We start from the raw sequence: 25750 nt of genomic DNA, 5'->3' as shown, positions 1-25750 counted from the left end.
CCTCGAACGGGCCCGTGACAGCGCATTGGCTCCAGACCTGCCGGCACGCCGGTTGCCGACCACAGCATGGACTCGTGCGGACGTTCCGCACCGGCCGCGGCGCCCGGCGCTCGGGCCCTTCTCGAGCGAGCCGCCGGGCACGCCGCCTTCGCCGGAGGTCTTGGATGTCCCCGTTGATGCCGCCGGAGCCGGAACAGCCTCACGCCGTGGACGAGATCCCGTTGGCGGACTCCGGGGAAGCGTCCGGTGCAGAGAGCGGTCTCGCGCGCCTGGATGCAGTCCTCGGCCGCAGCGCCGCGCCGAGCCGGATCCCGAGCGGCCTCCTCCTGGCGCTGGCGTATGCGCTCGGGCCCTTCGCACCCATCGTGCTGCGTCAAGGCAGCCGGAATCTCCCCTGGGCCCTCCTCGCCGCGCTGTCGTTCTTCACCTGGGCCGGCATGCTGTGGCGCTGGCACGATCTGGAGATGGCGCTGGAAACCGGCGCCGTGGCCCTCGTGCCTTGGATGATCGGTCTCCTGGCGGCGGCGGGTTCCTGGGTGATGGCGTGGTCCCGAGCCCTCTGGCTCGCCGCGAGCGATTCACGCTTCGTTCCGGCGCGGTTGCCGCAATGGGTGCGCGAGCCGCGGCGCTGCATGCTCCTCGGCTTCGTGCTCCCCGGCTTCGGTCATGTCGTCTCCGGACACCCGCGCCGTGCCGCTCTCGTCGCCTGGAGCTCCAGCTTCGTCATCGTTCCCTGGCTCTTGCTCTGGCAAGGCTCGTGGATCTGGCGCTGCAATGCCAACGCCGGCGACGACGCTGTCCCGGGGATTGCGCTCGAGGTCTTGTTCCTCCTCGCCGCGGCGTTCGCCGCCTGCGGCACACTCATTGGGATCGCTGGCAGCCTGGACGGAGCGCGCTTGCAGGCGCTGCGCGCCGGGCAGCGGACCGGCCTGCACGGCGACAGGGTGGCGCTCGCTCTTCTCGTCACCGTCGTCCTGGCGCTCCTCCTGTTGCGGCCGGTGCGCCTGGCGGCGGATCTGGACCGCTTCGCCGCGCCGTTGCAACACGACGGCTATCGATTGGTGCCCTTGTGCCTGGAGCTCGGCGCCATGGGACTCGACCGGGCCGACCCGAGCTATCCCATGGTGTGCGCGGAGCTCTTCGACACGCTGGGGAAGCACGAGCGCGCCGCCGCTTTGCGCAACGACCTGCGCCGGCGTTGGGAGAGCTACGCCGAGCATCTCCTGCGGGAAGAAGTGCGGATCGGTGGCGTCCTCTACCCGCCGCTCATCACGATCACCGGAGAAACAGAGCCACTGCCGCCCTTCCTCGCCGACTCCACCATGTCGGCACGGACGATGAGGGATTCCACGGCAGCAGTGTCCGCTCCCAAGGATTCGCTGGCCTCCGCCCTCGCGCCGGGCGACAGTGCCTCCGCCGCCCGAGGTGCTGCGGAGGCGAGAGCAGCGAAAGCAACCTCGCCGGCGCCGACTGGCGCACTGCCCGTGTCAAGCACTACCGCAGAGACCGCGCCGGCCTCTGCCATTGTGACAGGGCAGTCAGCAGTGTCCTCCACGACGACGGACTCGCCTTCACCAGCGTCTTCCACGCCCGAAGGCGCACCGGGTCCGGCGAATCCGTCCTCATCGTCCGCTGCAGTGGCGCCGAATTCCGAAGCACCATTGCCGGCGCCCGCAGGGATGGATTCGACACGTGAGGACACTGCCCCGCGCGCGCCCAGGCCGCGCAAGTTGAGCGGCGCTCCACCGCCTCAGAAGGGCAAGGCTCCGAGCGCCCATCGCGCCAGTGCCAATCGCGGCTAGTGGTGCCGCTCGCCGCCCTGTTCACTCAGGCTGAAACGCGCCTCCTGCTTGGACTTGCGTGGCATGGCTCTTGCCGTTCCGGGTCCGGGCCGGGCCAGGATGTGCCCGAGGACGCCCGTAGGCAGCGCAAGGAGGCGAATTCTGTCCAAAGCGACGCAGGAACCTTCGCGCATTCTCGTCGTCGACGACGAAGAGAACCTCCGGAACATCCTCGAGTTCCAGCTGCGAGCGGAAGGCTTCGCCGTGCGCGGCCTCGGGCGCGGCGACGAGACCTTGGCCACGACGCTGCAATGGAAGCCCGACCTGGTGCTCCTCGACCTCATGATGCCCGGTATGGACGGCTTCAGCGTCTGCCGTGCGCTCCGGGGCAACGAGAGCACGCAAGGGCTACCCGTCATCGTCGTCACCGCCCGTGGCGATGCCGCCACGCGCTTGCAGGCCCTGGTGGCTGGAGCCCACGAGTTCGTGGTGAAGCCCTATGCCTGGGACGAGCTCCTCGGACGCATCCGCAAGGCCATCGAACTTTCCCGGCGACACCATGGCGCGCCCAGCTTCGTTGGTCTCCCGGGCTCGGCGGCCACGGAAGCCCAGATCGCTCGCTTGCACCACGGCACCGAGGACTTCGCCTTCCTGAGCCTGGACGTCGACCACTTCCGCCGCTTCAACGAGAAGTTCGGCTACGAAAAGGGCGACGAGGTAGTGCGGCTCCTGGCGCGCCTCATCACGGAGGCCACGGAGAGCCTCGAGGCGTCGGTCAAGTTCGTCGCCCACCTGGGCGGCGACGAGTTCGTGATCCTGGTGAGCCCCGAGGTAGCGCGCCCGCTCGCCGATGACCTCATCACTCGCTTCGACAAGGAGTCGCGGCGGTTCTTCGCCAAGCGCGACTTGGACCACGGCCACTACGAAACGGTCGCACGCCACGGGCGGCGGGAAATGGTCCCGTTGTTGGCCCTCACCGTGGCCTTGGTGGATCACGTGAAACAGCGCGACTTGCAACCGCGCAAGCTCACCGACCTGGCCGCCGAGCTGCGGGCGGTCGGCAAGGCGCGCTTGGGCAGCATCGTCGTCTGTGAACGCCGCGAGCGCGCGGCACACTGAGCCTTCGGCAGTCGAATCCCCTAGGACCCCGAGACCTCTGGAAGGCCTATGCAGAAGCGCATCCTGATCGTGGACGACGAAGAGCCCCTGGCGACGATCCTCACCTACGCGCTCCGCAACGAGGGCTACCAGGTGGACTGGGTCAACGACGGGATGAAGGCGCTGAGCTATCTCGGCGTCAATCGGCCCGACCTCATTGTCATGGACATCATGATGCCCAATCTGAATGGGCTGGAGACCATGCGCATCACCCGCCAGAACGAGCTCATGGAGGGGGTGGCGATCCTGGCGCTGTCGGCGAAGCGGCTGACGGAGCGCGAGACCCGCGAGCTCGAGAATCTGTGCGACGCCTACATCCCCAAACCGTTCGGCGTCGAGACCTTCCTCGGCACGGTCTCCCAACTGCTGCATTCCACGGTGTGATCCGTACCTCCAGACCCTGCGGCTCCGGGCGCAGCGCCCCGGGCGGGGGGGGAGATTCGTTCGGAGCCGGGCTGGTCTCGGATTTGCTCTCGTCCGCTGCGGACCCGAGCGATCACGGATGCGTAGCACCCACGCCGGACTCGAGCGGCGCACGACACGGAGAGTCGCAGGATGTACCAGGCCAAGATCCTCGTGGTGGACGATGAGGTCTACATTCTCCACATCCTCGATTTCATCCTCGGCGCGGAGAACTACGACGTCGTCACCGCTACCAACGGGGAGCAGGCGCTGCAGAAGGTGCGGGAGGAAAAACCGGACCTCGTCATCCTCGACATCATGATGCCCAAGCTCGACGGCTACGAGACCTGCCGCATGATCAAGAAAGATCCCGCCACCAAGAACATCCCCGTCATCCTCCTCACCGCGAAGGGCCGCGAGGTCGATCAGAAGCTCGGCCGCGAAGTCGGCGCCAACGACTACATGACCAAACCCTTCAGCCCCAGCAAGCTCATCGAACGCGTGCAGGCCATCCTCGGCGTCCGGCGCTGAGCCCGCACGGGCACGGCCCCCGCGGTCGCGCGCCGCGCACCGGGACGACCAGCAATTGACAGCCGCTTCTCCTCTTGCTTGAATCGACGCCGATTCCTCCCCGGTGGGTTCCTCCTGTTCCGGTCCCGTGAGGCAAAGGCGCGCCATGTCCCGGCTGGTCCAAGTCGCGGTACCGCTGCCGCTGCAGGACAGCTTCGTCTACACCGTGCCGGAAGCACTGCAAGAGCGACTCGCCCTCGGCGCCCGCGTCAAGGTGCCCTTCGGGCGGCGGCACCTGGTGGGCTACGCGGTGCATTTTCCCGCGAGCACCGACGTGGCCACGGTGAAGGCCATCGAGGCGGTTCTCGACGAGCCGCCGCTCTTGAGCCCGGTGCTCATGGAGCTCGGCGCTTGGATCGCCGGTTACTACGCCTGCACGCTCGGCGAAGCGCTGCGCGCTCTGCTTCCGGCGGCAGCGAAACGCCAGCGCGGCGCGCCGCGCGGCCGCAAGGCGGAGCTCTCCCACGGCGTCGCGCTCCTCGAGCAGGCACCGCCGGTGGCGCTCAACCCGTGGCAGGAGCGCGTCCTCGCTCCGGTGCTGGAGAGGCTCGGTGCCGGCGGCTACGCCTCCTTCCTGCTGCACGGCGTCACCGGCAGCGGCAAAACCGAGGTGTACCTGCACGCGGTGCGTGCCGCGCTCGAACGCGGGCGCGCCGCCATCATCCTCATCCCGGAGATCGCGCTCACGCCGCAGACAGCGGACCGTTTCCGCGCCCGCCTGGGAGCGGAGCTCGGGATCCTGCACAGCGGCATGACCATGGCGGAGCGGCATGATGTTCTGACCGCGGCCGTGCGCGGCGAGATCCAGGTCGTCCTCGGGGCGCGGAGCGCCGTCTTCGCGCCGGTGCGCGACCTCGGTCTCATCGTCGTCGACGAAGAGCACGAACCTTCGTACAAGCAGAACGAAAAACCGCGCTATCACGCCCGGGCGGTGGCCCTCGTCCGCGGCCGCCTCGAGAGCGCCGTGGTGCTGCTCGGCTCGGCGACGCCGAGCCTGGAGAGCTACCAGAATGCCGCGACGGGGAAGCACGTCCTGCTGCGGATCCCCGAGCGCGTCGACCAGCGGCCCCTCGCGGCGGTGCACGTCGTCGACATGCGGAGCGAAGAGAATCGCCGGGCGGTGCTGGCCCCGGTGCTGCTCGATGCTCTGGCAGCGCGTCTCGAGCGCGGCGAGCAGAGCATCCTGCTCCTCAACCGCCGCGGCCACTCCAACTACGTGCAGTGCTTCGGTTGCGGCGAGCTGGTGCGCTGTCCCTACTGCGACATCACCCTCACCTACCACGCGGTGGGGAACGCGCTCCGCTGCCACTACTGCAGCCACACCCGCAGGGTGCCCCGGCAGTGCCCGCACTGCGCCAACCCTTGCCAGGTCTTCCGCGGCGTAGGGACGCAACGTCTCGAGCAGGACTTGGCCGGCCTCTTCCCCGCGGCCCGTCTGCGTCGGATGGATCATGACACCACCACCCGGCGCGGCGCGCATCGCAGCATCCTCGAGGACTTCGCCCGCGGCGAGGTGGACATCCTGCTCGGCACGCAAATGGTGGCCAAGGGGCACGACTTCCCGGGGGTGACGCTCGTCGGCGTCATCCAAGCGGACGGCGGTTTGTCGCTTCCCGATTTCCGCGCCGCCGAGCGCACCTTCCAGCTCCTCGCCCAGGTGGCGGGCCGGGCCGGCCGGGGGAAACGGCCGGGGGACGTGTACATCCAGACCCTGACCCCGGAGCACTACGCCATCCGCCTGGCCGCGGCGCAGGACTACGAGGGCTTCTTTGCCCGCGAGTCCGCATTGCGCCAGGGGCTCGGCTACCCGCCCTTCGCCCGGCTGCTGGGAATCACCGGGCAGGGGCCGGAACGCACGCGGCTGGTGCAGGCCATGGAGCGCCTGGCGGAAACACTCCGACCCGGAGCACCGGTGGGAAGGGCAGCAGCCGCGGCGGCGGCGTCAGGAGAGGAAACTGGGGGGAGGCGGACAGGAACCACGGCTTCGTCGGCGAAGGTCGAGACCGGGACCTCGGATTCCCCCGCACGGACGGGCCATCAACCCGGGGCGCACCTCGGGACGCTCCAGGTGCTCGGGCCGGCAGCGAGCGCGATCCCACGCTTGCGAGGGCGGTATCGTGAACAGATCCTGATCAAGGGCACGCTCGGTCAGGCCGAGAAGTCCCGGCTCCTCGAGCAGGTGGCAGAGAGTTCCCGAGGCATGCCTGGGGTCGAGTTCCAGGTCGACGTCGACCCGGTGAACATGCTCTGAACCGTAGGGACTTGCCGACCCGCGGGCGACCGACCGGACCGGCGCAGGCGATGGTGCCGCCAGGCTTGGAGGTGCGGCTGGAAGGAGGGCCGGGATGACCCGGACAGGGCAACGACAGAGACCACAGCCGCTTGCGTGTCTTGACACGGCCCCGGCAGGTTCTTAAATATAGGCGGCCACGAAGGTCGAGCTAGGCGCCCTGAGGCCCGCGCCGCGGGCCGTGGCCACGCAGCCTAGCGCACCGGCCTGGAAGGTCCATCCGACGCCTCGCACGGTCGCGTTCCCAGTCCCGAAGTCCCACACGAGCGTGCAGGCGACAGGCTGCTGTCCGCTTCGGTCACAAATGCAAGGGCGTCCCGCTCGAGGAGGCTAGAACGAGCATGCGTCGATACACGATGGCAGTCGTCGCCGCACTGGCCGTGGGGTATTTGGGCTGTGCGTCGAAGGAAAAGACGGGCATGAAGATCTACGTGCAGCAGAAGCTGTACGACAAAGCGATCCTGCAGGGCACCCAGGCCCTGGCCCAGAACCCGAACGACGGCGACACGCACTACTTCATGGGGGCGGCCTACTACGGCAAGGACAACGACGTCGCCACCGACGCGACAGGGTACGCCGACTCCTCCGCCGCATGGCTCGGCATGGCCTACGACCACTTCACCAAGGCCAAGCAGCTCGCCGAGGTCAGCTGGGGCGCCTCGTCGGACGAGAACATCGTCTCCATGTTCGGCCGGCACTTCAACCGCGGCGTCATCGCCCAGCGTAACAACGACCACCCCACCGCGGCCACCGAGTTCAAACTGGCCACCATCGCCGACCCGGAGAACTACCAGGGCTACTACCAGCATGCCCAGGCGCTCCTGGATCAGGCCAATGCCGCCAAGAAGGCGGGCAACGAAGCCGAGTTCACCAGCCTCACCGAAGTGGTGGTGAAGGACCTCGACCGGGTGCTCGAGCTCGATCCGAAGGAGAAGGAAGTCATCGTCACCGTGCACCAGGCGAAGGGCGAGGTGCTGTACCGGCGCGGCGATGTGGCCGGGGCCCAGGAGTCGTACAAGAAGGCGATCTCGCTCAGTCCGGAAAACCACCAGCTCATCCTGACCGTGGCGGATCGTTTCTATAACGCCCAGGACTGGGACAACGCCGCGAAGTACTATCAGGACGCCCTGAGCCTCAAGGAGCGACTCAACGTCATCGACGAGAAGGATGTCGCCAACTACTCCGCTCTGGGGAACGCGCTGTCGCAGCTGAAACGGAAGAACGACGCCATCCTCAACTACGAGAAGGTCCTGAAGCTCAAGCCCGATGACCAGCCGACCATGTTCAACCTCATGGTCACCACCTATCAGGTCGGCGACGAGGCGGAAAAAGGCGGTGACATGCCGACGGCGAAGCAGCACTATGCGAAGGCCATCCAGATCGCCGACCAGCTGATCGGTCTCGACGCCAAGCGGCCGGAATACTGGCAGGTGCGGGGATTGTGCAAGCGTGGTGTCGGGGATTTTGCCGGGGCGGCACGCGATCTCAAGGAGTACCAGGACCTCAAGGGCGGGCGCTGAGCTGGACCATGGAAGGCTGCGCCGGAGGGGCGGATGGTCCCGGCGTGGCATGGGGTTTGCAGTTTTATGGGGTTTGTAGTTTTACGGAATCTCCCGGCTCCAGAGGTCCCGCCTCGGTCTCGTTGTTCGGGGTCGAGGAGACCCTTGACAAAGCGGCGAGCCGGGGGCTAGTGTCGGTACACGAAACCGCATCCGCTCCCGGCCATACCCTCCTCAGTCGCACGGTCCGTGCAAGCCTGCCGACGGGAATCGGTCGCTCAGTGGTCGAGTTCACCTTCGAGGTTTGCGGCAGGACCACTGCCAGAGGTTGACGCGGTTGGAGTTCAAGTACGGGCGGAAGGTGACCTACCGACCTGAGCCACGATCCCTTCAAACCCACGGGATGAAGCCAGTGCCTACCAGACCCACACGGCGCACGCACACCGGGCCATCGGCGATGGCCCCGACGGTGGAAGCAGCCGGCAATAACCATGAAGAGACCGATGTCATCAGCCGCGAGGCTGCCTCCCAGCAGCGGGGGCAGGGCATGGTGATGGACATCGCCGAGCTCAAGAACAAGAAGATCGACGACCTGCTGAAGCTCGCCACCGACCTGAAGTTGGTCAACACCAGCGGGCTGCGGAAGCAGGAGCTCATCTTCGAGATCCTCGAGGCCCAGACCAAGAAAAACGGGGTCATCTTCTCCGAGGGGGTCTTGCAGATCCTGCCGGAGGGCTACGGCTTCCTCCGTTCCCCGGACTACAACTATTTGCCCGGCCCCGACGACATTTACGTCTCGCCGTCGCAGATCAAGAAGTTCGACCTGCGCACCGGGGACACCGTCTCGGGCCAGATCCGTCCGCCCAAGGACACGGAGCGTTATTTCGCCCTGCTCCGGGTCGAAGCGGTGAACTACGAAAACCCCGAGGTGGCGAAGACCAAGACGCTCTTCGACAACCTGACGCCGCTCTACCCGGAAGAGCAGGTCAACATCGAGACCTTGGCCGACGAAATCTCCTGCCGCATCATCAACCTGCTGGCGCCGATCGGCAAAGGACAGCGTGGCTTGATCGTCTCGCCGCCCAAGGCCGGTAAGACGATCCTGCTGCAGAAGATCGCCAACGCCATCACCAGCAACCACCCGGAGATCGTGCTCATCGTGCTGCTCATCGACGAGCGCCCCGAGGAAGTCACCGACATGCAGCGTTCGGTGAAGGGTGAAGTGGTCAGCTCGACCTTCGACGAACCGGCCGAGCGCCACGTGCATGTCGCCGACATGGTCATCGAGAAGGCGAAGCGGCTGGTGGAGCACGGCAAGGACGTGGTCATCCTCCTCGACTCGATCACGCGCCTGGCCCGCGCCCACAACGCCGTGGTGCCCCACAGCGGCAAGATCCTCTCGGGCGGCGTCGACTCCAATGCCCTGCAGAAGCCCAAGCGCTTCTTCGGCGCGGCGCGCAACATCGAGAACGGCGGCAGCCTCACCATCATCGCCACCGCCCTCATCGAGACCGGCAGCCGCATGGACGAAGTGATCTTCGAGGAGTTCAAGGGCACCGGCAACATGGAGCTCGTCCTCGACCGCCGGCTGGCCGACCGCCGCGTCTTCCCGGCCATCGACATCAACAAGTCCGGGACGCGCAAGGAGGAGTTGCTGCTGCAGCCGCCGGTGCTGCACAAGGTGTGGATCCTCCGCAAGTTCCTCGACGAGAAGCCGTCGGTGGAGGCCATGGAGTTCCTCATCGACAAGCTGTCGAAGACCAGCAGCAACAAGAAGTTCCTGGAATCGATGAACACGCCCGGCTAGGCGCGAGCCTCCCTGGATCGGAGAAGCATGAAGAGCACAATCCACCCGGAGTACGTGAACGCGCGGATCGTCTGCGTTTGCGGCAACGTCATCGAGACCCGCTCGACGCAGGCGGAGATCCACGTGGAAATCTGCTCGAACTGTCACCCGTTCTTCACCGGCAAGCAGAAGCTGATGGACACGGCAGGGCGGGTCGAGCGCTTCCGCCAGAAGTACGCCAAGGCGAAGAAGCCCGCGGCGGCCGGCCCGGCCTAGGCGCGCCACGCTGGTGTGCGCCGGCGGCGCGCCTCCGCGCCGCGGCCCGGCGGACCGACCGGATGCCAGAGCAGGACCGTCCCCGACACCAAGACCCCCGGGAGCCCCGGTGCCCGAGCAGAACCTTCCCATTCCACGCTTCACCATCGGCGGCCAGGCGGTTCTGGAGGGCGTGATGATGCGCTCGCCCGCGGCCGTGGCCACGGCGGTACGCAAGTCCGACGGCAAGATCGAGGTGACGCACCGTCCTTTCCGCGGCGTCACCGCCCGCCTGCGCTTCCTCGACATTCCCATCCTGCGCGGCGCGGTGAACCTGGTGGAGACGCTCTACCTGGGGATGCAATCGCTCAGTTGGTCCGCCGAGCAAGCGATGGAAGAGGAAGAGAAGAAAGCGGCGGACGCGGGGGAGGGCAAGAGCTCGGGCAAGGCCAAGGGCTGGGCCCAGACCTTGACGCTGGCGCTCCCCGTCGTCGTGGCCCTGGTGGGCGGCATCGGTCTTTTCTTCTATGTGCCGCTCCTGCTCACGGAGTGGACCGGCGTGCGCGGCGGCATCGCCTTCAACCTGGTGGACGGCCTCTACCGGCTGCTCATCTTCCTCGCCTACATCTGGGGGATCTCGCTGTGGAAGGAGATGCGCCGTGTCTTCCAGTACCACGGGGCGGAGCACAAGTCGATCTTCGTCTTCGAAGGGGGACTGCCCCTCGTGCCCGAGTCCACCTTGCGCTTCACCACCTTCCATCCGCGCTGCGGCACGAGCTTCCTTCTCCTGGTGATGCTCACCAGCATCGTCGTCTTCAGCTTCCTCGGCCGGCCGGAGAACATGGGGGAGCGGCTGTTGCGCCTGGCTTGCGTGCCTCTCATCGGCGGCATCGCCTACGAGCTCATCAAGCTCTCGGGGCGGCCGCGCTGTCAGACTTGGATGCGGCCCATCATCCTGCCGGGCCTGTGGCTGCAGCGCATCACGACCAAGGAACCCACTCTGGATCAGGTGGAAGTGGCGATGGTGGCGGTGAAGGCATGCTTGGTCTACGAGGGCCTGAAGATCGAGTCGCCGGAGTGGGCGCTGCAGGCTGCCGCTGCCGGAGCCTGAACGCCGCCCCCTGCGGCAGACGGCAACGGCCATGATCACACCCGAGAAACTGCAGGGCATCATCGCGCGCTTCGAGTCGATCGAGCAGCAGCTCGGCGAGCCGGAAGTGCTGCGCGACCCGAAGCGGCTGCAAGAGCTGTCGCGGGAACACGCGCGCCTGCGCACCCTGGTCGAGGTGGCGCGCGAGTACGGCAAGGTCGTCGGCGAGCGCCAGCAGGCGCTGGAGATGCAGCAGACGAGCGACGACGCCGAGATGCGCCAGCTCGCACGGCAGGAAGCCGAGGCGCTGCGAGCGCGCGAAGTGGAGCTGCACGGGCAGCTCGAGGTGTTGCTGGTGCCGCCGGACCCGCTGGACGAGAAGAGCACGATCGTGGAGATCCGGGCCGGGACCGGCGGTGACGAAGCGGCACTCTTCGCCGCCGATCTGGCCCGCATGTACCAGCGCTTCGCCGAGCGCCGCGGCTGGAAGGTCGAGGTGCTGGCCTCGAACCCCACCGGGATCGGCGGCTTCAAGGAGATCATCTTCAACATCAGCGGCACCGGCTCCTACGGGCGGCTGCGCTTCGAGAGCGGTGTGCACCGGGTGCAGCGGGTGCCGGAGACCGAGGCCAGCGGTCGCATCCACACCTCCACGGCCACCGTGGCGGTGCTGCCGGAGATGGAAGCGGTGGAGGTGGAGCTCAACCCCGCGGAGCTGCAGATCGAGACCACCCGCGCCGGCGGTCCTGGCGGCCAGCACGTCAACACCTCCGATTCGGCGGTGCGCATCGTGCACTTGCCCACGGGGATCGAAGTGCGCTGCCAGGACGAACGCTCGCAGCTCAAGAATAGGGAAAAGGCCCTGAAGATCCTCAGGTCGCGGCTGTACGAAGCGCAGCGAGCCGAGCAGCAGGAGAAGCGCGCCGCCGAGCGCCGGGCACAGATCGGTACGGCGGAAAGGTCCGACAAGATCCGCACCTACAACTTCTCGCAGTCCCGGGTGACGGACCACCGCATCAACCTCTCTGTGCACAACCTGACCGAGATCCTGGACGGCGGGCTCGACGAGCTCGTGCAGGCCCTCATCACCGATTACCAGCGCACCTTGCTGGCCGCGCAGTGAGCCGGCCATGAGCGTGCAGACCTGGAAGATCCTCGACCTCTTGCGCAGCACGGCGCACTACTTCGAAACGCGCGGTGCCGGTGCGCCGCGGCTCGCAGCGGAGCGCCTGCTCGCCCACGTGCTGTCCTGCAAGCGCGTGGATCTCTACCTGGCCGGCGAGCGCGTGCTCAACGACGCCGAGCTGGATGGTTATCGCGGGCTCGTGCGCGCCCATGCGCGGGGCGAGCCGCTCCAGTACCTGGTGGGGGAGACGGAGTTCATGGGGCTCCCTCTCCGCACCGATCGCCGTGCCCTCATCCCGCGACCGGAGACGGAGATCCTGGTGGAAGCGGTGAGGCAGAGGTTCGCGAAGCGCCTGGCACCGCCGCGCTTTCTGGAGCTCGGCACGGGCTGCGGCGCCATCGCCGTGTCGCTCGCCGCGGCGCTGCCCCGCGCCGAGGTGTGGTGCACCGAGCTCCGCGCCGAAACGGCGGCGCTGGCCCGGGAGAACTGCCGGCGCCACGGCGTCGAAGCGCGCGTGCAGGTGGTGGTCACCGACGCCTTCGCGGCGCTGGCGCCGGAGCTGGAGGCGAGCTTCGATGCCCTGGTGTCGAACCCGCCTTACGTGCGCAGTGACGAGTTGGCAGGTCTCCCGGCACTGGTGCGCGACCACGAGCCCCTCGTGGCGCTGGATGGTGGCGAGGATGGCGTGTTCTTCCACCGCTTCTTGTGCAACGAGGGCGTGCGCTTTCTCGCTCCCGGGGGAACGTTGGCGGTGGAGATCGGCGCCGACCAAGGTGCGGCGGTCCGCGGACTGTTCGTCGCCGCAGGATTCCAGGACGTGACGGTGCTCCGGGACTACGCCGGACACGAACGCGTCGTCCTCGGCCTGCGCTAGGAGCATCGCGGCGCCGTGAAGCCGGCGCGCGAGAACCTTGGCCTCGGGCCTTCCGCGCCCTTCCAGATCCCATCGGTTCGGGCTCGACGTGCCTCTGGAGCCCGCACTCATCTCCCGCCTGGCAGGAATCCTGACGTCGGAGCAACCGTGGCACATGCGTTGCACGGCGACCCTGGAGCGGAGCGCACTCCCTGCAGGGACATCATGCGACGTCATGAACAAGGGATCTCCAGAGCGATGGCGCTCCTGCTCCTGGCGAGCGCTTTCGTCGCTCAGCACATCGTCCGAGCCGACAGCTCGAGCCAAGCCAAAGCCCCCGGCCTGACGGGGGCTACAGCAGGGCAGGAACCCGAGCTCCATCGAGCTTTGGGTCTGCTGCAGTACGTCCTCGGGGACTATGCGGTCGCGGTCGACGCCGAAGGAAACATCCTCAACGAGGAAGAGTTCCTGGAGCAGAACCAGATTCTCGACGAGGTGGGAAACATTCTCGCGCCGACGAACCCAGTCGACACGCCGGCAAAACGCGCTCGCGGCGCCGCTCTGCGCCAGGATCTCGAAGACTTGCAAGACGCTGTTGCGGAGCGGAGGCCACCGGCCGCGGTGAGCGGCGCGGTCCGGCGGCTGCGCGACGATCTGGTGGCGACCTACGCGCTGCGCCTGGCACCGAGCCAGCCGCCGAACCTCCCCCGCGGCGCCGAGCTCTTCCAACAGGGGTGCGCCGCTTGCCATGGCAGCGACGGCCGCGCGCGCACGGCGCTGGCGCTCACCCTGAGCCCGCCTCCCTTGGATTTTGGCACCCCCCGCTTGAGCGAGACCCTGTCTCCCTACCAGGTCTTCAATGTGATGACCTTCGGGGTCCCGGGAACGGCGATGCCCTCCTTCGAGTCGCTGACCGAGGACGAGCGCTGGGATCTGGCCTTCCATGTGATGTCCTTGCGGCACTCGAATCAACCTTCTGCGGCGCCGTCGCGCCCGCCGCGGGCGAGTTCACCCTCGGCGCGCCTGCCGAGCTTGTCGGAGCTCGCCTCCTTCACCGACGCGGAGCTCGGCGCCTGGTTCGTGGCGCGAGGCACGAGCCTCGAGGCCAAGGAAGCCGCCGTGGCAAGTGCACGCCGGGCGGTGTCACCGTGAAGGTCGACAGCTTGCCGACGGCCCTGCGCCGCTTGCTTCTCTTCTTGACCTGCTTGGGCGTCGCGCTCGGTGTCAGAGCCACCGGCGCGAGCAGCGAGCCCAAAGCGAAGAACCCGCGCGCGCGACAGGCCTTGGACGCGGCGACCCGTCTGCAGGACGCCTTTGCCTCTGTGGCGGAGCGCGTCTCCCCCAGCGTCGTTTGCATCACGAGCTACGTACGCCAGGAGGGGCAGGGGCAGGAGGCCCTCCCCGACACCGTTGCCCACCAGCCCGGTCAGTGGCTCGAAGCCGGCGAACCCGAACAGTACCCCGGCTTCCAGAAACTCCATTCCGGCAGCGGTGTGATTTTCGGGGCAGACTGCCACGTTCTGACCTTGCGCCAGTTCGTGATCAGGCCCAGCGGCGAGCCGGCCGATCTGGTCGATGTCGAACTCCATAACGGGGAACACCTCATGAGCCAGGTACTCGGTGTCGAACCCACCCTCAACGTGGCGGTGCTGGAATTCGTACGGCTCGCGCCACGTCAGCTGCCCCCGTGCGCACCGCCGGTGCTCGGTGACAGCGATAGCCTGCGCGTCGGCTACTGGACCTTCGCGCTCGGGGATCCCGAGGGCCCGCCGAAGTTCTTCTCGCCTGGCGTTCTCGCAGGACTCCCCGAGAGGCGCTGCTACCAGGAACAGCTCAGCGCCACGTATCTGCAAGCGTCGATGAAGCTGCATCCCGAGGCCTACGGCGGCCCGCTGGTCAACATTCGTGGCGAGATCGTGGGCATCACCACCCCGCGACCGCCACGACAAGCGGATTTCGACGGCCTCGAGTATGCCCTGCCGATCAACATCGTCACGCCGATCTACGAGGGGATCCGGGCCAACAAGAGCCTCCGGTCCCCGTGGCTCGGCATCGCGGTTCTCGAGATCGTCGACCTGCGCCAGCGCCTCCCCACTCCCGAGGCATTCCGCAGCCTGGTGAGGCCGCGCTTCGGCATCTACATCGACGCGGTGTTCGATCCGAGCCCGGCTTCCCGAGCGGACATTCGTGCGGGGGATTTCCTGATCAGCTTCAACGGCCGGCGACTCTTCTCGGTGTACCGATTCCAGGAGCAACTGCACCTGACCGGTATCGGTCGCACCGCCAAGCTGGAGATCTTCCGCGCCGGCGAGATCGTGCTCAAAGAACTCGTGGTCGAAGAGCGTCCCGAAGCGGCCCGGCCGAAATGAATGGGAGACTCTGGATCACGGCACGCGAGCCACTGAGGTGGCTCGCAGAGCAGCACCTTGCCGCCCTGCAGCCTCTCGACTTGATGGTTCCCTTCCGATCAGGTACTGGTACTCACGAGGAAGGGGAGTCGTGGACAGCTTCGTGATCGATGGGCCGGTGCGGCTCGAGGGCACGGTGGCGGTGGGCGGGGCGAAGAACGCCGTGCTTCCCGCCATGACTGCGGCGTTGCTGACCGAGGGGACGAGCCGTCTCGAGCGCGTGCCACACCTGCGCGACACCGCCACCATGGCGCACCTGCTCCGCGTTCTCGGCGCCCGGGTCGAGCATGCCGGCGGGACGCTCCGCATCGACACCAGCACCTACGACTACTGCGAGGCGCCCTACGAGCTGGTCAAGACGATGCGCGCTTCCATCTATTGTCTCGGGCCTCTGCTCGCCAAGAAGGGCCGCGCCAAGGTGAGCCTCCCGGGAGGCTGCGCCTGGGGCCCGCGCCCGGTGGACCTGCACCTCATGGGGATGGAGAAGCTCGGGGCGCGCATCTCCCTCTCCCACGGCTACGTGATCGCCGAAGCCCCCCATGGACTCCGCGGCACGGAGATTTTCTTCGAGATCTCCAGCGTCGGCGCCACCATCAACGTGATGATGGCGGCCGTGCTCGCCCAGGGGAAGACGACGCTGGTGAATGCGGCGCGCGAGCCCGAGGTGGCGGAGATCGCCGAGACCTTGAACCAGGCCGGGGCGCGCATCGAGGGCGCGGGGGGTTACCGCATCGAGATCCAGGGCGTGCGCGAGCTGCGGCCCCTCGAGCATGCCGTCATGGCCGACCGCATCGAAGCCGGGACCTTCCTGATCGCCGGCATGATGACCGGCGGCGACGTGCGGGTCGAGCACTGCCGGCCCGATCACCTGCACGCGCTCCTGGAGAAGATGCAACAGATGGGTGCGGAGATCGAAGTCGGCGACACTTGGGTGCGCGTCCATGGCAGCAGCACGCTGCAACCGGTGGACGTCACCACGGCGCCCTATCCGGGTTTCCCCACCGATCTCCAGGCGCAGATCATGGCAGCCCTGGCCCGAGCCAACGGGGTCAGTCTGGTCACCGAGACCATCTACCCCGATCGCTTCACCCACGTCCCCGAGCTGCGCCGGCTGGGAGCGAAGATCCGTCTCGACGGCAACATTGCGGTCGTCACCGGCGGGCAGGGCCTGAGCGGTGCGCCGGTCATGGCCACGGATCTGCGCGCCAGCGCCGCGCTCATCCTCTCGGCCTTCGCTGCCGAGGGTCGCACGGTGATCTCCCGCGTCTACCACATGGATCGCGGCTACGAGCGCATCGAGGAGAAGTTTGCCGCCCTCGGCGCAGCCATCGAACGCGGGCGGGAGCGCGATCCGGCAGAGGTGTGAGTCCGCCGCGAGCGACCTCTCGCGGCCACGCTGCGCGCATGGCGCGCCCTCTCCGACCGCCCAGCGTTGCATTGCGACCGCCCACCCCTTCCTGTATCGTGGCGTGTCCCGTTTCTTGTGACCCTCGTCCCTGACGACGGAGAATCCACGCCCCATGCCGAAAGCGAGCCCGCGAGTTGGAGGCCGGCGCGCCGCGCTGGTGGCGCTCCTGGGCTTGCTGTGCCTGCCGCTGGCGGCCCCAGCGCAGGTGGCCCCGCCCCAGGAGGAGCGGCCGCAACGCGACGAGCAGGGTCTCGCCGCCCGGCAGCAGCGTTACGCGACACCCACGGCGAAGACCGTCGCCATGCTCCCGGTGCGCCTCATCGAGCTACCCTTCCAGCTCCTCAATTTTCCCCTCGAACATTGGGTCGTGAAGAAGCAGCCCGATCCGCTCATCGCCCGCATCAACAGGAACCTGATCGCGGCCGAGGCGCGCGGAGTCAGTTTCGACCTCCGGCTAGAGACCGGGCACAGCGGCTTCGGTGGCGGCATGGGTTATCGCTTGCCCCATTCCCTCACCGGCCCGGTGAACCTGCGTTTCTTCGCTGGTGCCACCAACCGCGGCTACCAGCAGTACTTCGCCCAGCTCGATACGCTGCACGTAGGGGCGGCGGCCGTCTGGCTGCGCGGCCAGTACCTGGAGCTGGCGCAGGAGTCCTTCTACGGCCTCGGCCTCGACAGCGATCTCGACCAGCGCTCGAACTACGAGCGGGGCCTCTGGAGCGGGGCGCTCATCGGTGAGGTCGCAGGCAAGGGACCGGTGCGCTTGCTGTTCGACGTCGCTTACTCGCGCGACGACATCCGCCGCGGGGAAAGCGATGAATTCCCGCCGTCCCAGGACGCGTTCTCCGGCATCGAAGGTCTCGAAGGGCAGTTCGACTTCGTCGAGGGCGGCGCCTCTCTCGTCTGGGAGCGGCGCGACCATCCGACCTACGCCGAGCACGGCAGCTACGCCCGTGCCGGCGCCCACATCGTGGGCGGCGTGGGGGAGACACAGAACAGCTTCGCCAAGTACTACCTGGAGCTGCGCCAGTACGTGCCGCTCCCGGGAATCCGCCGCGTGCTGGGCTTGCGCGTCGCCGCCGCGGTGACCGACAACCTGGCCGACGCGGACATCCCCTTCTTCCGCCTCGAACGCCTGGGCGGCAGTCGCACTCTGCGCGGCGTGCAGACCTATCGCTTCACCGACAAGGACATGCTCACCGGTGGCGTGGAGTACCGCTTCCCCTTCTGGACCATCGGCCTCGAGAGCGGCACGGCCATCGATGCCCTGGCCTTCGGCGACGTGGGCACGGTGCTGCCCAACCTCGAGGAAGTGCAATGGCACGATCTGAAGACCACCGGCGGCTTCGGTTTCCGGATCGTGACCGGCAGCCGAGTGTTGCTTCGCACCGACTTCGCCTGGAGCAACGAGGACAGCCGCGTACACATCGGCTTCGGGAGCTTGCACTGATGCGTGTCGGCGGCAGCAGAGGACGCGGTATGGGAACCCGATGTGGGCAACCCTGGCAGGAGGCGAGCCGAGCCCCGCGCCGGCGTTCGGCGTCTGCCCGGCGGCGCGCCTGGTGGCTCGCGTTCCCCCTCACTCTCGGTCTCGGAGCCTGCGGCGGGCCGCGACTGGCGCTGGCTCCCATCCCGGTGCAGGACGACGATCGTTACGATGTGCCGGAGCCGAAGGAGCGTGTGCGGGACGACTACTATGATGTGGTCGACTGCTCGGTCTACCAGCCGGTGAAGCAGATCTTCGACCTGCCGCGGCACTTCCGCGCCCTGGGGGGGGCCCCCAAGCAAGCGCTCAACGTCACACCCCTCGACGACATCCAGGATTCCACCTGGTTCACCCATCGTGTCGGTAGCCGCGAGATCACGCCGGAAGAGCTGCGCCAAGGCCCCAACGCACCCGTCGGACCGGATACGCATGGGCCCTGGAAGATCGTGCGAGCCAAAACCCAGGGGGTCACGCCGGGTTTCACCATCGAGGACCCCGGCGGCCACCGCTTCGTCATCAAGTTCGATCCCCTCACGGATCCCGAGCTGTCCACGGGTGCCGAAGCGATCAGCACCCGCTTCTTCTGGGCCCTCGGCTACCACGTACCGGAGAACTACATCGTGGATTTCGATCCAGCGATCCTGGAGATCGACCCGAAAGCGACGGTGCGCCAGGGCAAGAAGCGCCGGCCCATGACGCGCGCCGATCTGGACCTCATCCTCTCCAAGGTGCCGCCTGCCGCTGGCGGCGGCCTGCACGCCATTGCCAGCCGCCTCATCGGCGGCAAGCCCCTCGGGCCACCGCCGTGGCTGGGGCGGCGCAAGGACGACCCGAACGACGTGATCCCCCACGAGCACCGGCGCGAGCTGCGTGCCTACCGAGTGTTCTGCGCCTGGCTCAACCACAACGATTCGCGCCAGATCAACGCCATGGATTTCTTCGTCGAGGAGGAAGGCCGGCACTTCGTCAAGCACTACCTCATCGACTTCAGCGCCACCCTCGGCAGCCGGGGCAAAGCTGCGGAAGGCGTCAACCTGCGCAGCGAGGGTTTCGAGTACCTGGTGGACTACGGCGCCATGTTCAAGTCGCTGGCCAGCGTCGGGCTCTACGAGCGTCCTTGGGTAGGGGTGGAGTATCCCGTGATCCGCGGCGTCGGCCGCTTCGAAGCCGAGCACTTCGATCCCGGCTCCTGGCGACCCGACTACCCGAACCCGGCCTTCGAGAACCTGACACCGCAGGACGGTTTCTGGGGTGCCAAGATGGTCATGAACTTCAGCGATGCGCACATCCGCGCCGCTGTCGAAGCGGCGGAGTTCACCGAGCCCCTGGCGACGGAAACGATGACCCGCGTCCTCATCGAGCGACGCGATCGCGTCGGCCGCCACTGGTTCGCGCAGGTGAACCCGCTGGACCGCTTCGAGGTGGCGGATGCGGGCGGCGCGATGCAGCTGCGTTTCGACGATCTCGCCGTGCGCTACGGCTTCGAGGCGGCGCGGCACTACCGGGCCGTGATCGAGAGCGACGGCAGACGGGGGCAGACGCTCGACCTGGAGTCGCCGGCGGTGCCCCTGAGCGCCGCGCTCGCCAGCGGGAACGCCACGGCGCACCTCTCGGGCGACGCCGCGAGCGGCGGCAAGAACGGGACGAAGGCAGGCGATGACGGCGCTCCTGCGACGAGGCTTCTCCAGGTCACCATCCATTCCGCCCTGGGAACAGGTTGGACGCCCGCAGTACGGGTGACGCTGCAGCAACAGGCTGGTGGCGCGCCGCGGATCGTCCGCATCGAGCACGACTCCTGAGACGACACAGGATTCAGCTGAGATCCCATATAAAGGGCTTAGGCACCCTCAAGGAAAAACCTCCATGCCCCGGATCAGCCCCTGGCGTACAATGCGCGACGGTTTCGCCGCGGCCACCGCGGCGCGGGTAGGGAGGAAGCAATGCATCGCAGTCCAAGCCTCGGCGCGAAGTTCGCGGTATGGGCCCTGATTCTGGCGTGCCCCGGAACGGCCTGGTGCGGCAAGGCGCCGCACCGGCATGACGGTTTCTTGCTGCGACTCTCCGGCGGCCCCGGCCATGCTTCGACGGAAGTGGACGAGAACAACGGCGATAACACGGACCTTTCGGGTCTCTCGGGAGACCTGAACATCGCCATCGGTGGCATGGTGGGGAAGAACCTGGCGCTGCACGGCACCATCTTCGCCTGGAGGATCGGCGATCCCGACTTGGATGTGAACGGGTCTTCCGCCGGCAGCCTCAATGGTGACGTCACGATGTCCGCCGCCGGTGTCGGCGTCACCTACTGGTTCATGCCCACGAACCTGTATCTCTCGGGAACCCTCGGCTTCGGCGAGCTGGAGTTCGATCTCCAAGGCTTCAGCTCCGCCGATATCGACTTGGGGCTGGCGTTCGACGCCACCGTGGGCAAAGAGTGGTGGGTGAGCGCCAACTGGGGTCTGGGCCTGGCCGGCGCCATCGGCATGCACTCGATTCCCGAGGACGGGGTCAACGACAACTGGAGTGGCGTGAGCGTCGGCCTCCGTTTCTCCGCCACCTTCAACTAGAGTTGCCCGCCCCGTGCCGGCGAGCGCCGCCGTGACGGTGGAACGGGTCGCGGGCTCGAGCATGCGCCAGAACCGGCACATCATCGTCGGCACCGCCGGCCACGTCGACCACGGCAAGACCGAGCTCGTTCGCGTCCTCACCGGCGTCAACACCGATCGGCTGCGAGAAGAGCAGGAGCGCGGCATCTCCATCGAGCTGGGCTTCGCGCCGCTGCTCCTGGCCGGCGGTGACTGCGTCGGTCTCGTGGACGTGCCAGGGCACGAGCGCTTCGTCAAGGCCATGGTGGCCGGCGCCGCGGGCATGGATCTCGGCATGCTCATCGTCGCCGCCGACGAGAGCGTCATGCCGCAGACGCGCGAACATCTGGACATCATGCAACTCCTGGGTCTGCGCGGTGGCGTGGTGGTGCTCACCAAGTGCGACCTGGTGGACGAGGAAACCGCTGCGGTCGCGATGGCGGAGATCGAGGACCTCGTCCGCGGCACCTTCCTCCAGGGCGCCCGGATCGTGCGCACCTCGGCCCGCACCGGCCAGGGGCTCGACGACCTGCGGGCGGCGCTCGACGCGCTGACGGCGCAGTTGCCACCGAAACCCACGGATACCTTCTTCCGCCTGCCGGTGGATCGGGTCTTCGGACTTTCCGGTGTCGGCCTCGTCGTCACCGGCACGGCCTGGTCCGGCACGGTGCGGGAGGGCGACACTCTCGAGCTGCTGCCGCGGGGCTTGCAAGCCCGCGTGCGGGGCTTGCAGGTGCACGGGGAGAAACGGGAGAGCGCTTTCGCCGGCGAGCGTATCGCCATCAACCTGCATGGGCTCAAAGCCGACGACGTCGAGCGCGGCATGCTCGCCGCCGCTCCGGGCATGCTGCAGGCGAGCTGGATGCTCGACGTACAGCTCTTCGTGCTGCCGTCTTTCGGGCGGCCGCTCACGCATCGCACCCGAGTGCGCGTGCACCATGGAGCGGCGGAAGTGCTCGGGCGCGTGGCACTCCTGGATCGGGAAGCCCTGGAGCCGGGGCAATCGGCGTCGGCCCAGCTCCGGCTGGAGCAACCGTTGGCGACGGAGCGCGGCGATGCCATGGTGCTGCGCTTCTATTCGCCCATGCGTACCCTGGGTGGCGCCCGGGTCCTCGATCCAACGCCGGCCAAGCACAAGCGCTTCCGTGCCGCCGTCCTCGAGGAGATGCAGCTCAAAGAGAGGGGTGACGCCGGGGCGCTCCTCCTCGACGCCATCCAGCGCGCCGGCAGCGAGGGAAGGAGCCGGAGCGAGTTGCTGCGCGCGCGCCTGGTCCCGGCGGAGGAGCTGGATCCACTCCTGGCCACGTTGCTGCAGAGCAACCGGATCGTCCGGGCCAGCGAGACGCTGTACGACACCGGCCTTCTCGAGCAGACGCGAGCCGCGGTACAGCGTCTGGCCGAGGCGTATCAAAAGCTGCACCCGCTCGCCTGGGGCATCGGCCGGGCCGAGCTGCAGGAGCGGCTCGGCCACCGTGGGACGCGGGCCCGTTTCAACGAGCTTCTCGAGCTTCTCACCTCGCTGCCGGCGAGTGAGCCGGCGCTTCATTTACGTCCCGATGCAGTACGCGTCGGCTCGCCGGAGCGCGACCTCCCGGCCAAGGACCGGGAAGCGCTGGCCAAGCTGGAAGCGGTGCTGCGCGAGGCAGGCGTCTCGCCCCCGACGGCGGCGGAACTGCAGAAGGAGCACGGCTTCGGCGACCGCCTGGCTGCCTACGCTGGCGTCCTGGAAGAAAGCGGCACGCTGGTGAAGGTGACGGAATCGCTTCTCTACCACCACGACGTGCTCGCCGGAATCACGGACAAGCTGTTCGCCTTTCTCCGCACCCACGAGGTCATGACCATGGCGGACTTCAAGGACATGGCGGGGATCTCGCGCAAGTACTCCGTCCCGCTGCTCGAGTACTTCGACCGCAAGGGCATCACGGCGCGGGCAGGAGATGTCCGCAAACCGGGGCCGCTCGTGCAACGCCCGCCGGCGTGACTTCCCGACGGGCTCGGATCGGTGTCTGCCCCCCTTTCGCTCGCACCTCGGCAACGCTCTCGACATTCCCCGCTCCGCGATGGCCACCGTCGTGCGCGACGGCCCGGGGCGCGGCAAGGCTCTTGTTGCGAGGCGCGGCGGCGGATCGTTAGGTTTGCGGTGTGGCAACGGCGCTGCGCATCCACGACCTCGAGCTCCCCGGACGGCAGGTGGTGTCGCGTCCGGTGAGCCTGGAGGTTCGCCTCGGTGAGGTCGTCGGCATCGTCGGGCGGGCCGGTGTGGGCAAGAGCTTGCTGCTGCATATTCTTTCGGGTCAGCGTCCGGGACAGGGCCGCACCTTGGAGGTGCTCGGTCTGGACCTCCGCCGTGAGCCGCGCCGGGTGTGGGAAAACGTCGGCTTCGCCAGCGGCTGGCGCGATTCGTTGCTGGACTGGCGCTCGGCGGCGGACAACTTGAAGCTCGAGGCGAGGCAGAAAGGGCTGCCCGCAGCCCGCCTCGACGAGGTGGTCCGGCTGCAACTCGAGGAGCACGGGCTCGACCAGACCGCAGAGACGGTCACGGCGGTTCTCGACCGGGAGTCGCGCTTCCGTTTGGGCCTGGCGGCGGCGACGGTGGCCCAGCCGCACCTTCTGTTCCTCGACGAGCCGCTACTCGGAGCGGACGCGGCGAGCGCCGAGCGGCTCCTCGCCGCTCTCTACCACTGGCTGGACGAGGACGCGAGCCACACGCTGGTCGTGGCCGGGGAATCCCTGACGCCGTTCGGGCAGCTCCTGACCGCGCTGTGGCGGCTGGACGAACGCGGCCTGGTGCCGGCGCCGTTGCCCGATCCGCAGCGGGATCCACGGCGCCACGCGCCCATGCCGTGAATGCTTGGACCGGGCAAGACCGCCTTCGACCGCCGAGGAGTTCCTCTTGAGCACCAGCGCCGCACTGCATCGGGAAGCCACCGTCTGTGACCTGCACGCCGACACCCTGCAATACCTGGCGATGGGGGAATCCCTGGCCACGGCCTCGGGCCAGGTCGACCTGCCGCGTTTGCGCCAAGGTGGTGTGGATCTGCAGTTCTTCTCCGTCTGGGTGGACACGGTGTACTTGGCGAAGGACGGCGCGCCGGAGCGGAGCTTTACGCGGGCGAGCGAGCTCCTCGACGCCTTCGACCGGGAGATGCGCCTGCATGCCGGCGCCATCGCCCCGGTGCGGTCGGCGGCGGAGGCGCAGGCGGCCGTGGCGCAGGGCCGCGTGGCCGCCGCTCTCGGCGTCGAGGGGGGCCACGCCATCGAGAACGAACTCGACAAGCTCGAGGAGTTCCATCGCCGCGGCGTGCGCTACATGACGCTCACCTGGAACAACACGCACGACTGGGCCGATGCTGCCAAGGAAGAAACTCTACGCGGCACGCGCCACGGGGGCCTGACGCCGCTCGGCGAGCGCGTGGTGCGACGGATGAACCAGCTCGGTATGATCGTGGATCTGTCGCACGCGGCCGAAAGCACTTTCTGGCACGTGCTGCGCGTTTCCGACATGCCGGTGATGGCCTCGCATTCGAATGCCCGAGCGCTCTCGCCGCATTTCCGCAACCTGACGGATGCGCAGATCCGCGCTCTCGGAGCGCGGGGCGGCCTGATCGGCGTCAACTTCTACAGCAGCTTCCTGGACGCGACCTACTGGGAACGCCGCCAGGCGGCGGAGGAAAGCTGCAAGAACGAGCTGGATGCCCTGGAGCGCGACTTTGGCTTCGATTACCCGCGGCGCACGGAGCTCGAGGCCCAGGTGCTGCGCGGCTGCATGGGACACGTGCCCGTGCCGGCCGCGCGCATCGTGGACCACATCGAGTACCTGGTGCGTCTTGCCGGCCCGGACCACGTGGCGCTGGGAAGCGACTTCGACGGCACCAACGCGCTCCCCGACGACATGCCCGATGTGTCGCAGCTACCGCACCTGACGGAGCTCCTCCTCGAACGCGGCTTCGCCGCTTCCGACATCCGCAAGATCCTGGGTGAGAATGTGCTGCGCTTCTTCGCCGACGTTTGCGGCTGAAGAATCAGCACGGCCGTCCGGTCGAGCCTGCACCGGAACCTGAGCCTTCACCCGGCGAAACCACGATTTGAATGTGTCCAAGGTGCGGCGTTTTCCACCACGGCCCGGGCCCGACGGAAGATCGCCTGCCACATGGGTCGGGTGAGGCGGCCCGTTTGGGTGTTCTGGCGGCTCGGATGGTAGGAAGCAAGGACGAGCAGGGCACGTGGCGGCGACGACGGGTGCGTTGTCGTTGCCCGTGGTCGCAGGAGGTACTCCGCCCCGTGGCCGAAGCGCGGACGTGGCCGCGGTACTGCGTATCCCGCCGCCTGCAAGAGACGCAGGGCGGCAGCGAACGCGATCGACCCCAAGCAGAGCAGCACTGCGACATTGCGAAGCGCCGCAAGCTCGCGGGTCAGGAAGTCGGAGCAGGCAGCGACCTCGTCTGGTTGGGGTTTGTTGTCCGGCGGCGCGCAGCGCACCACCGCACTGATGTAGGCAGCGGTCAGGTGCTGGCCGTCGTGGCGCGAAGCCGAGCTGGCGAGGCGAGCGAAGCCGCTCTCGTGCAAGGCGGCGAAGAGCCAATCGCCGCTCGAGTCGCCGGTGAACATGCGCCCGGTGCGATTGGCGCCATGTGCGGCGGGGGCCAGGCCCAGGATCCAGAGCCGTGCCAAGGGGTCGCCGAAACCCGGCACCGGTTTGCCCCAGTATTCCTCGGCGCGGTAAGCGCGGCGCTTGGTGCGGGCGATCGTCTCGCAGTAACGGCGCAGGCGGGGACAGCGGTGGCAGGCCACAACCTCGCTGGCGATCGCCGCCAAACCCCCGGCGCTGGATGCAACGTCACTGGCGGCGCCACGGCCGGCGCGGCGCCGCGCGACTTTCCCGCTGTTGCGTCGCTGCATCCGGCCACGATACCATGCCGTCGCTTGCAGGGTCCGAAACGAGAGCAGGAGTGAGCCCATGAATGCCGCGATGCGTCTTGCCAGTGTGTTTCTCGCGGTCGCTTTCCTCGCCTCCGGTTGCAACCGCGGTGGCGGCGGTGACGCGGCTGAGCACAGC

Annotated in this window: 21 protein-coding genes; 20 read left to right on the top strand and 1 reads right to left on the bottom strand. The window is 67.8% G+C overall.

The window, feature by feature from the left end; translation table 11 throughout:
* Positions 1-164 precede the first annotated feature (164 nt).
* The 20 genes from VFE28_00640 to VFE28_00545 all read left to right on the top strand — a co-directional run bounded on the left by VFE28_00640 (position 165) and on the right by VFE28_00545 (position 24712).
* Complete coding sequence (locus tag VFE28_00640) at positions 165-1802, top strand: hypothetical protein (GenBank protein ID HZM14482.1); 1638 nt, start codon at positions 165-167, stop codon at positions 1800-1802.
* 63 nt (positions 1803-1865) lie between these two features.
* A complete protein-coding gene (locus tag VFE28_00635; GenBank protein HZM14481.1) occupies positions 1866-2900 on the top strand; it encodes a response regulator in 1035 nt (344 codons plus the stop codon).
* A gap of 48 nt (positions 2901-2948) precedes the next feature.
* On the top strand, positions 2949-3323 hold the full coding sequence (locus VFE28_00630; protein HZM14480.1) for a response regulator: 375 nt from the start codon (positions 2949-2951) through the stop codon (positions 3321-3323).
* A 171-nt stretch (positions 3324-3494) separates the two neighbouring features.
* Positions 3495-3872: a response regulator gene (locus tag VFE28_00625; GenBank protein HZM14479.1), complete on the top strand. Its 378-nt coding sequence runs from the start codon at positions 3495-3497 to the stop codon at positions 3870-3872.
* A 145-nt stretch (positions 3873-4017) separates the two neighbouring features.
* Positions 4018-6162 (top strand): primosomal protein N', encoded by a 2145-nt coding sequence (gene priA / locus VFE28_00620; protein ID HZM14478.1) that lies wholly within the window; start codon positions 4018-4020, stop codon positions 6160-6162.
* 380 nt (positions 6163-6542) lie between these two features.
* Positions 6543-7721: a tetratricopeptide repeat protein gene (locus VFE28_00615; protein HZM14477.1), complete on the top strand. Its 1179-nt coding sequence runs from the start codon at positions 6543-6545 to the stop codon at positions 7719-7721.
* 532 nt (positions 7722-8253) lie between these two features.
* Positions 8254-9507: a transcription termination factor Rho gene (gene rho, locus VFE28_00610; protein HZM14476.1), complete on the top strand. Its 1254-nt coding sequence runs from the start codon at positions 8254-8256 to the stop codon at positions 9505-9507.
* A gap of 27 nt (positions 9508-9534) precedes the next feature.
* Positions 9535-9762, top strand: a complete 228-nt coding sequence (gene rpmE, locus VFE28_00605; protein ID HZM14475.1) for a 50S ribosomal protein L31 — start codon at positions 9535-9537, stop codon at positions 9760-9762.
* A 109-nt stretch (positions 9763-9871) separates the two neighbouring features.
* A complete protein-coding gene (locus VFE28_00600; GenBank protein ID HZM14474.1) occupies positions 9872-10852 on the top strand; it encodes a DUF1385 domain-containing protein in 981 nt (326 codons plus the stop codon).
* 31 nt (positions 10853-10883) lie between these two features.
* On the top strand, positions 10884-11954 hold the full coding sequence (gene prfA / locus VFE28_00595; protein HZM14473.1) for a peptide chain release factor 1: 1071 nt from the start codon (positions 10884-10886) through the stop codon (positions 11952-11954).
* Between the two features lie 7 nt (positions 11955-11961).
* Complete coding sequence (gene prmC, locus VFE28_00590) at positions 11962-12831, top strand: peptide chain release factor N(5)-glutamine methyltransferase (GenBank protein HZM14472.1); 870 nt, start codon at positions 11962-11964, stop codon at positions 12829-12831.
* 204 nt (positions 12832-13035) lie between these two features.
* The gene (locus VFE28_00585; GenBank protein ID HZM14471.1) at positions 13036-13962 is read left to right on the top strand and encodes a cytochrome c; all 927 of its coding nucleotides are present in this window, start codon (positions 13036-13038) and stop codon (positions 13960-13962) included.
* Complete coding sequence (locus VFE28_00580; protein HZM14470.1) at positions 13959-15179, top strand: trypsin-like peptidase domain-containing protein; 1221 nt, start codon at positions 13959-13961, stop codon at positions 15177-15179. The genes VFE28_00585 and VFE28_00580 overlap by 4 nt, the downstream gene beginning before the upstream one ends.
* Positions 15180-15309: 130 nt before the next feature.
* Positions 15310-16584 carry a UDP-N-acetylglucosamine 1-carboxyvinyltransferase gene (gene murA / locus VFE28_00575; GenBank protein HZM14469.1) on the top strand — a complete coding sequence of 425 codons (1275 nt, stop codon included), beginning with the start codon at positions 15310-15312 and terminating at the stop codon, positions 16582-16584.
* Positions 16585-16738: 154 nt separating this feature from the next.
* Positions 16739-18076: a BamA/TamA family outer membrane protein gene (locus tag VFE28_00570; GenBank protein ID HZM14468.1), complete on the top strand. Its 1338-nt coding sequence runs from the start codon at positions 16739-16741 to the stop codon at positions 18074-18076.
* Positions 18077-18105: 29 nt separating this feature from the next.
* On the top strand, positions 18106-19911 hold the full coding sequence (locus tag VFE28_00565; GenBank protein HZM14467.1) for a hypothetical protein: 1806 nt from the start codon (positions 18106-18108) through the stop codon (positions 19909-19911).
* A 141-nt stretch (positions 19912-20052) separates the two neighbouring features.
* Positions 20053-20676: a hypothetical protein gene (locus VFE28_00560; GenBank protein HZM14466.1), complete on the top strand. Its 624-nt coding sequence runs from the start codon at positions 20053-20055 to the stop codon at positions 20674-20676.
* Positions 20677-20707: 31 nt separating this feature from the next.
* The gene (gene selB, locus VFE28_00555; GenBank protein HZM14465.1) at positions 20708-22675 is read left to right on the top strand and encodes a selenocysteine-specific translation elongation factor; all 1968 of its coding nucleotides are present in this window, start codon (positions 20708-20710) and stop codon (positions 22673-22675) included.
* 161 nt (positions 22676-22836) lie between these two features.
* Positions 22837-23541 carry an ATP-binding cassette domain-containing protein gene (locus VFE28_00550; protein HZM14464.1) on the top strand — a complete coding sequence of 235 codons (705 nt, stop codon included), beginning with the start codon at positions 22837-22839 and terminating at the stop codon, positions 23539-23541.
* A 46-nt stretch (positions 23542-23587) separates the two neighbouring features.
* On the top strand, positions 23588-24712 hold the full coding sequence (locus tag VFE28_00545) for a dipeptidase (GenBank protein ID HZM14463.1): 1125 nt from the start codon (positions 23588-23590) through the stop codon (positions 24710-24712).
* 47 nt (positions 24713-24759) lie between these two features.
* Here VFE28_00545 and VFE28_00540 read toward each other — a convergent pair whose 3' ends face one another.
* Positions 24760-25593, bottom strand: a complete 834-nt coding sequence (locus VFE28_00540) for a uracil-DNA glycosylase (GenBank protein HZM14462.1) — start codon at positions 25591-25593, stop codon at positions 24760-24762.
* Between the last annotated feature and the right edge of the window lie 157 nt (positions 25594-25750).

This window comes from Candidatus Krumholzibacteriia bacterium, from assembly GCA_035649275.1.
Classification (GTDB): Bacteria; Krumholzibacteriota; Krumholzibacteriia.
The sequence above is the reverse complement of the archived record's forward strand: the minus strand, read 5'-3'. Positions and strand labels throughout refer to the sequence as shown.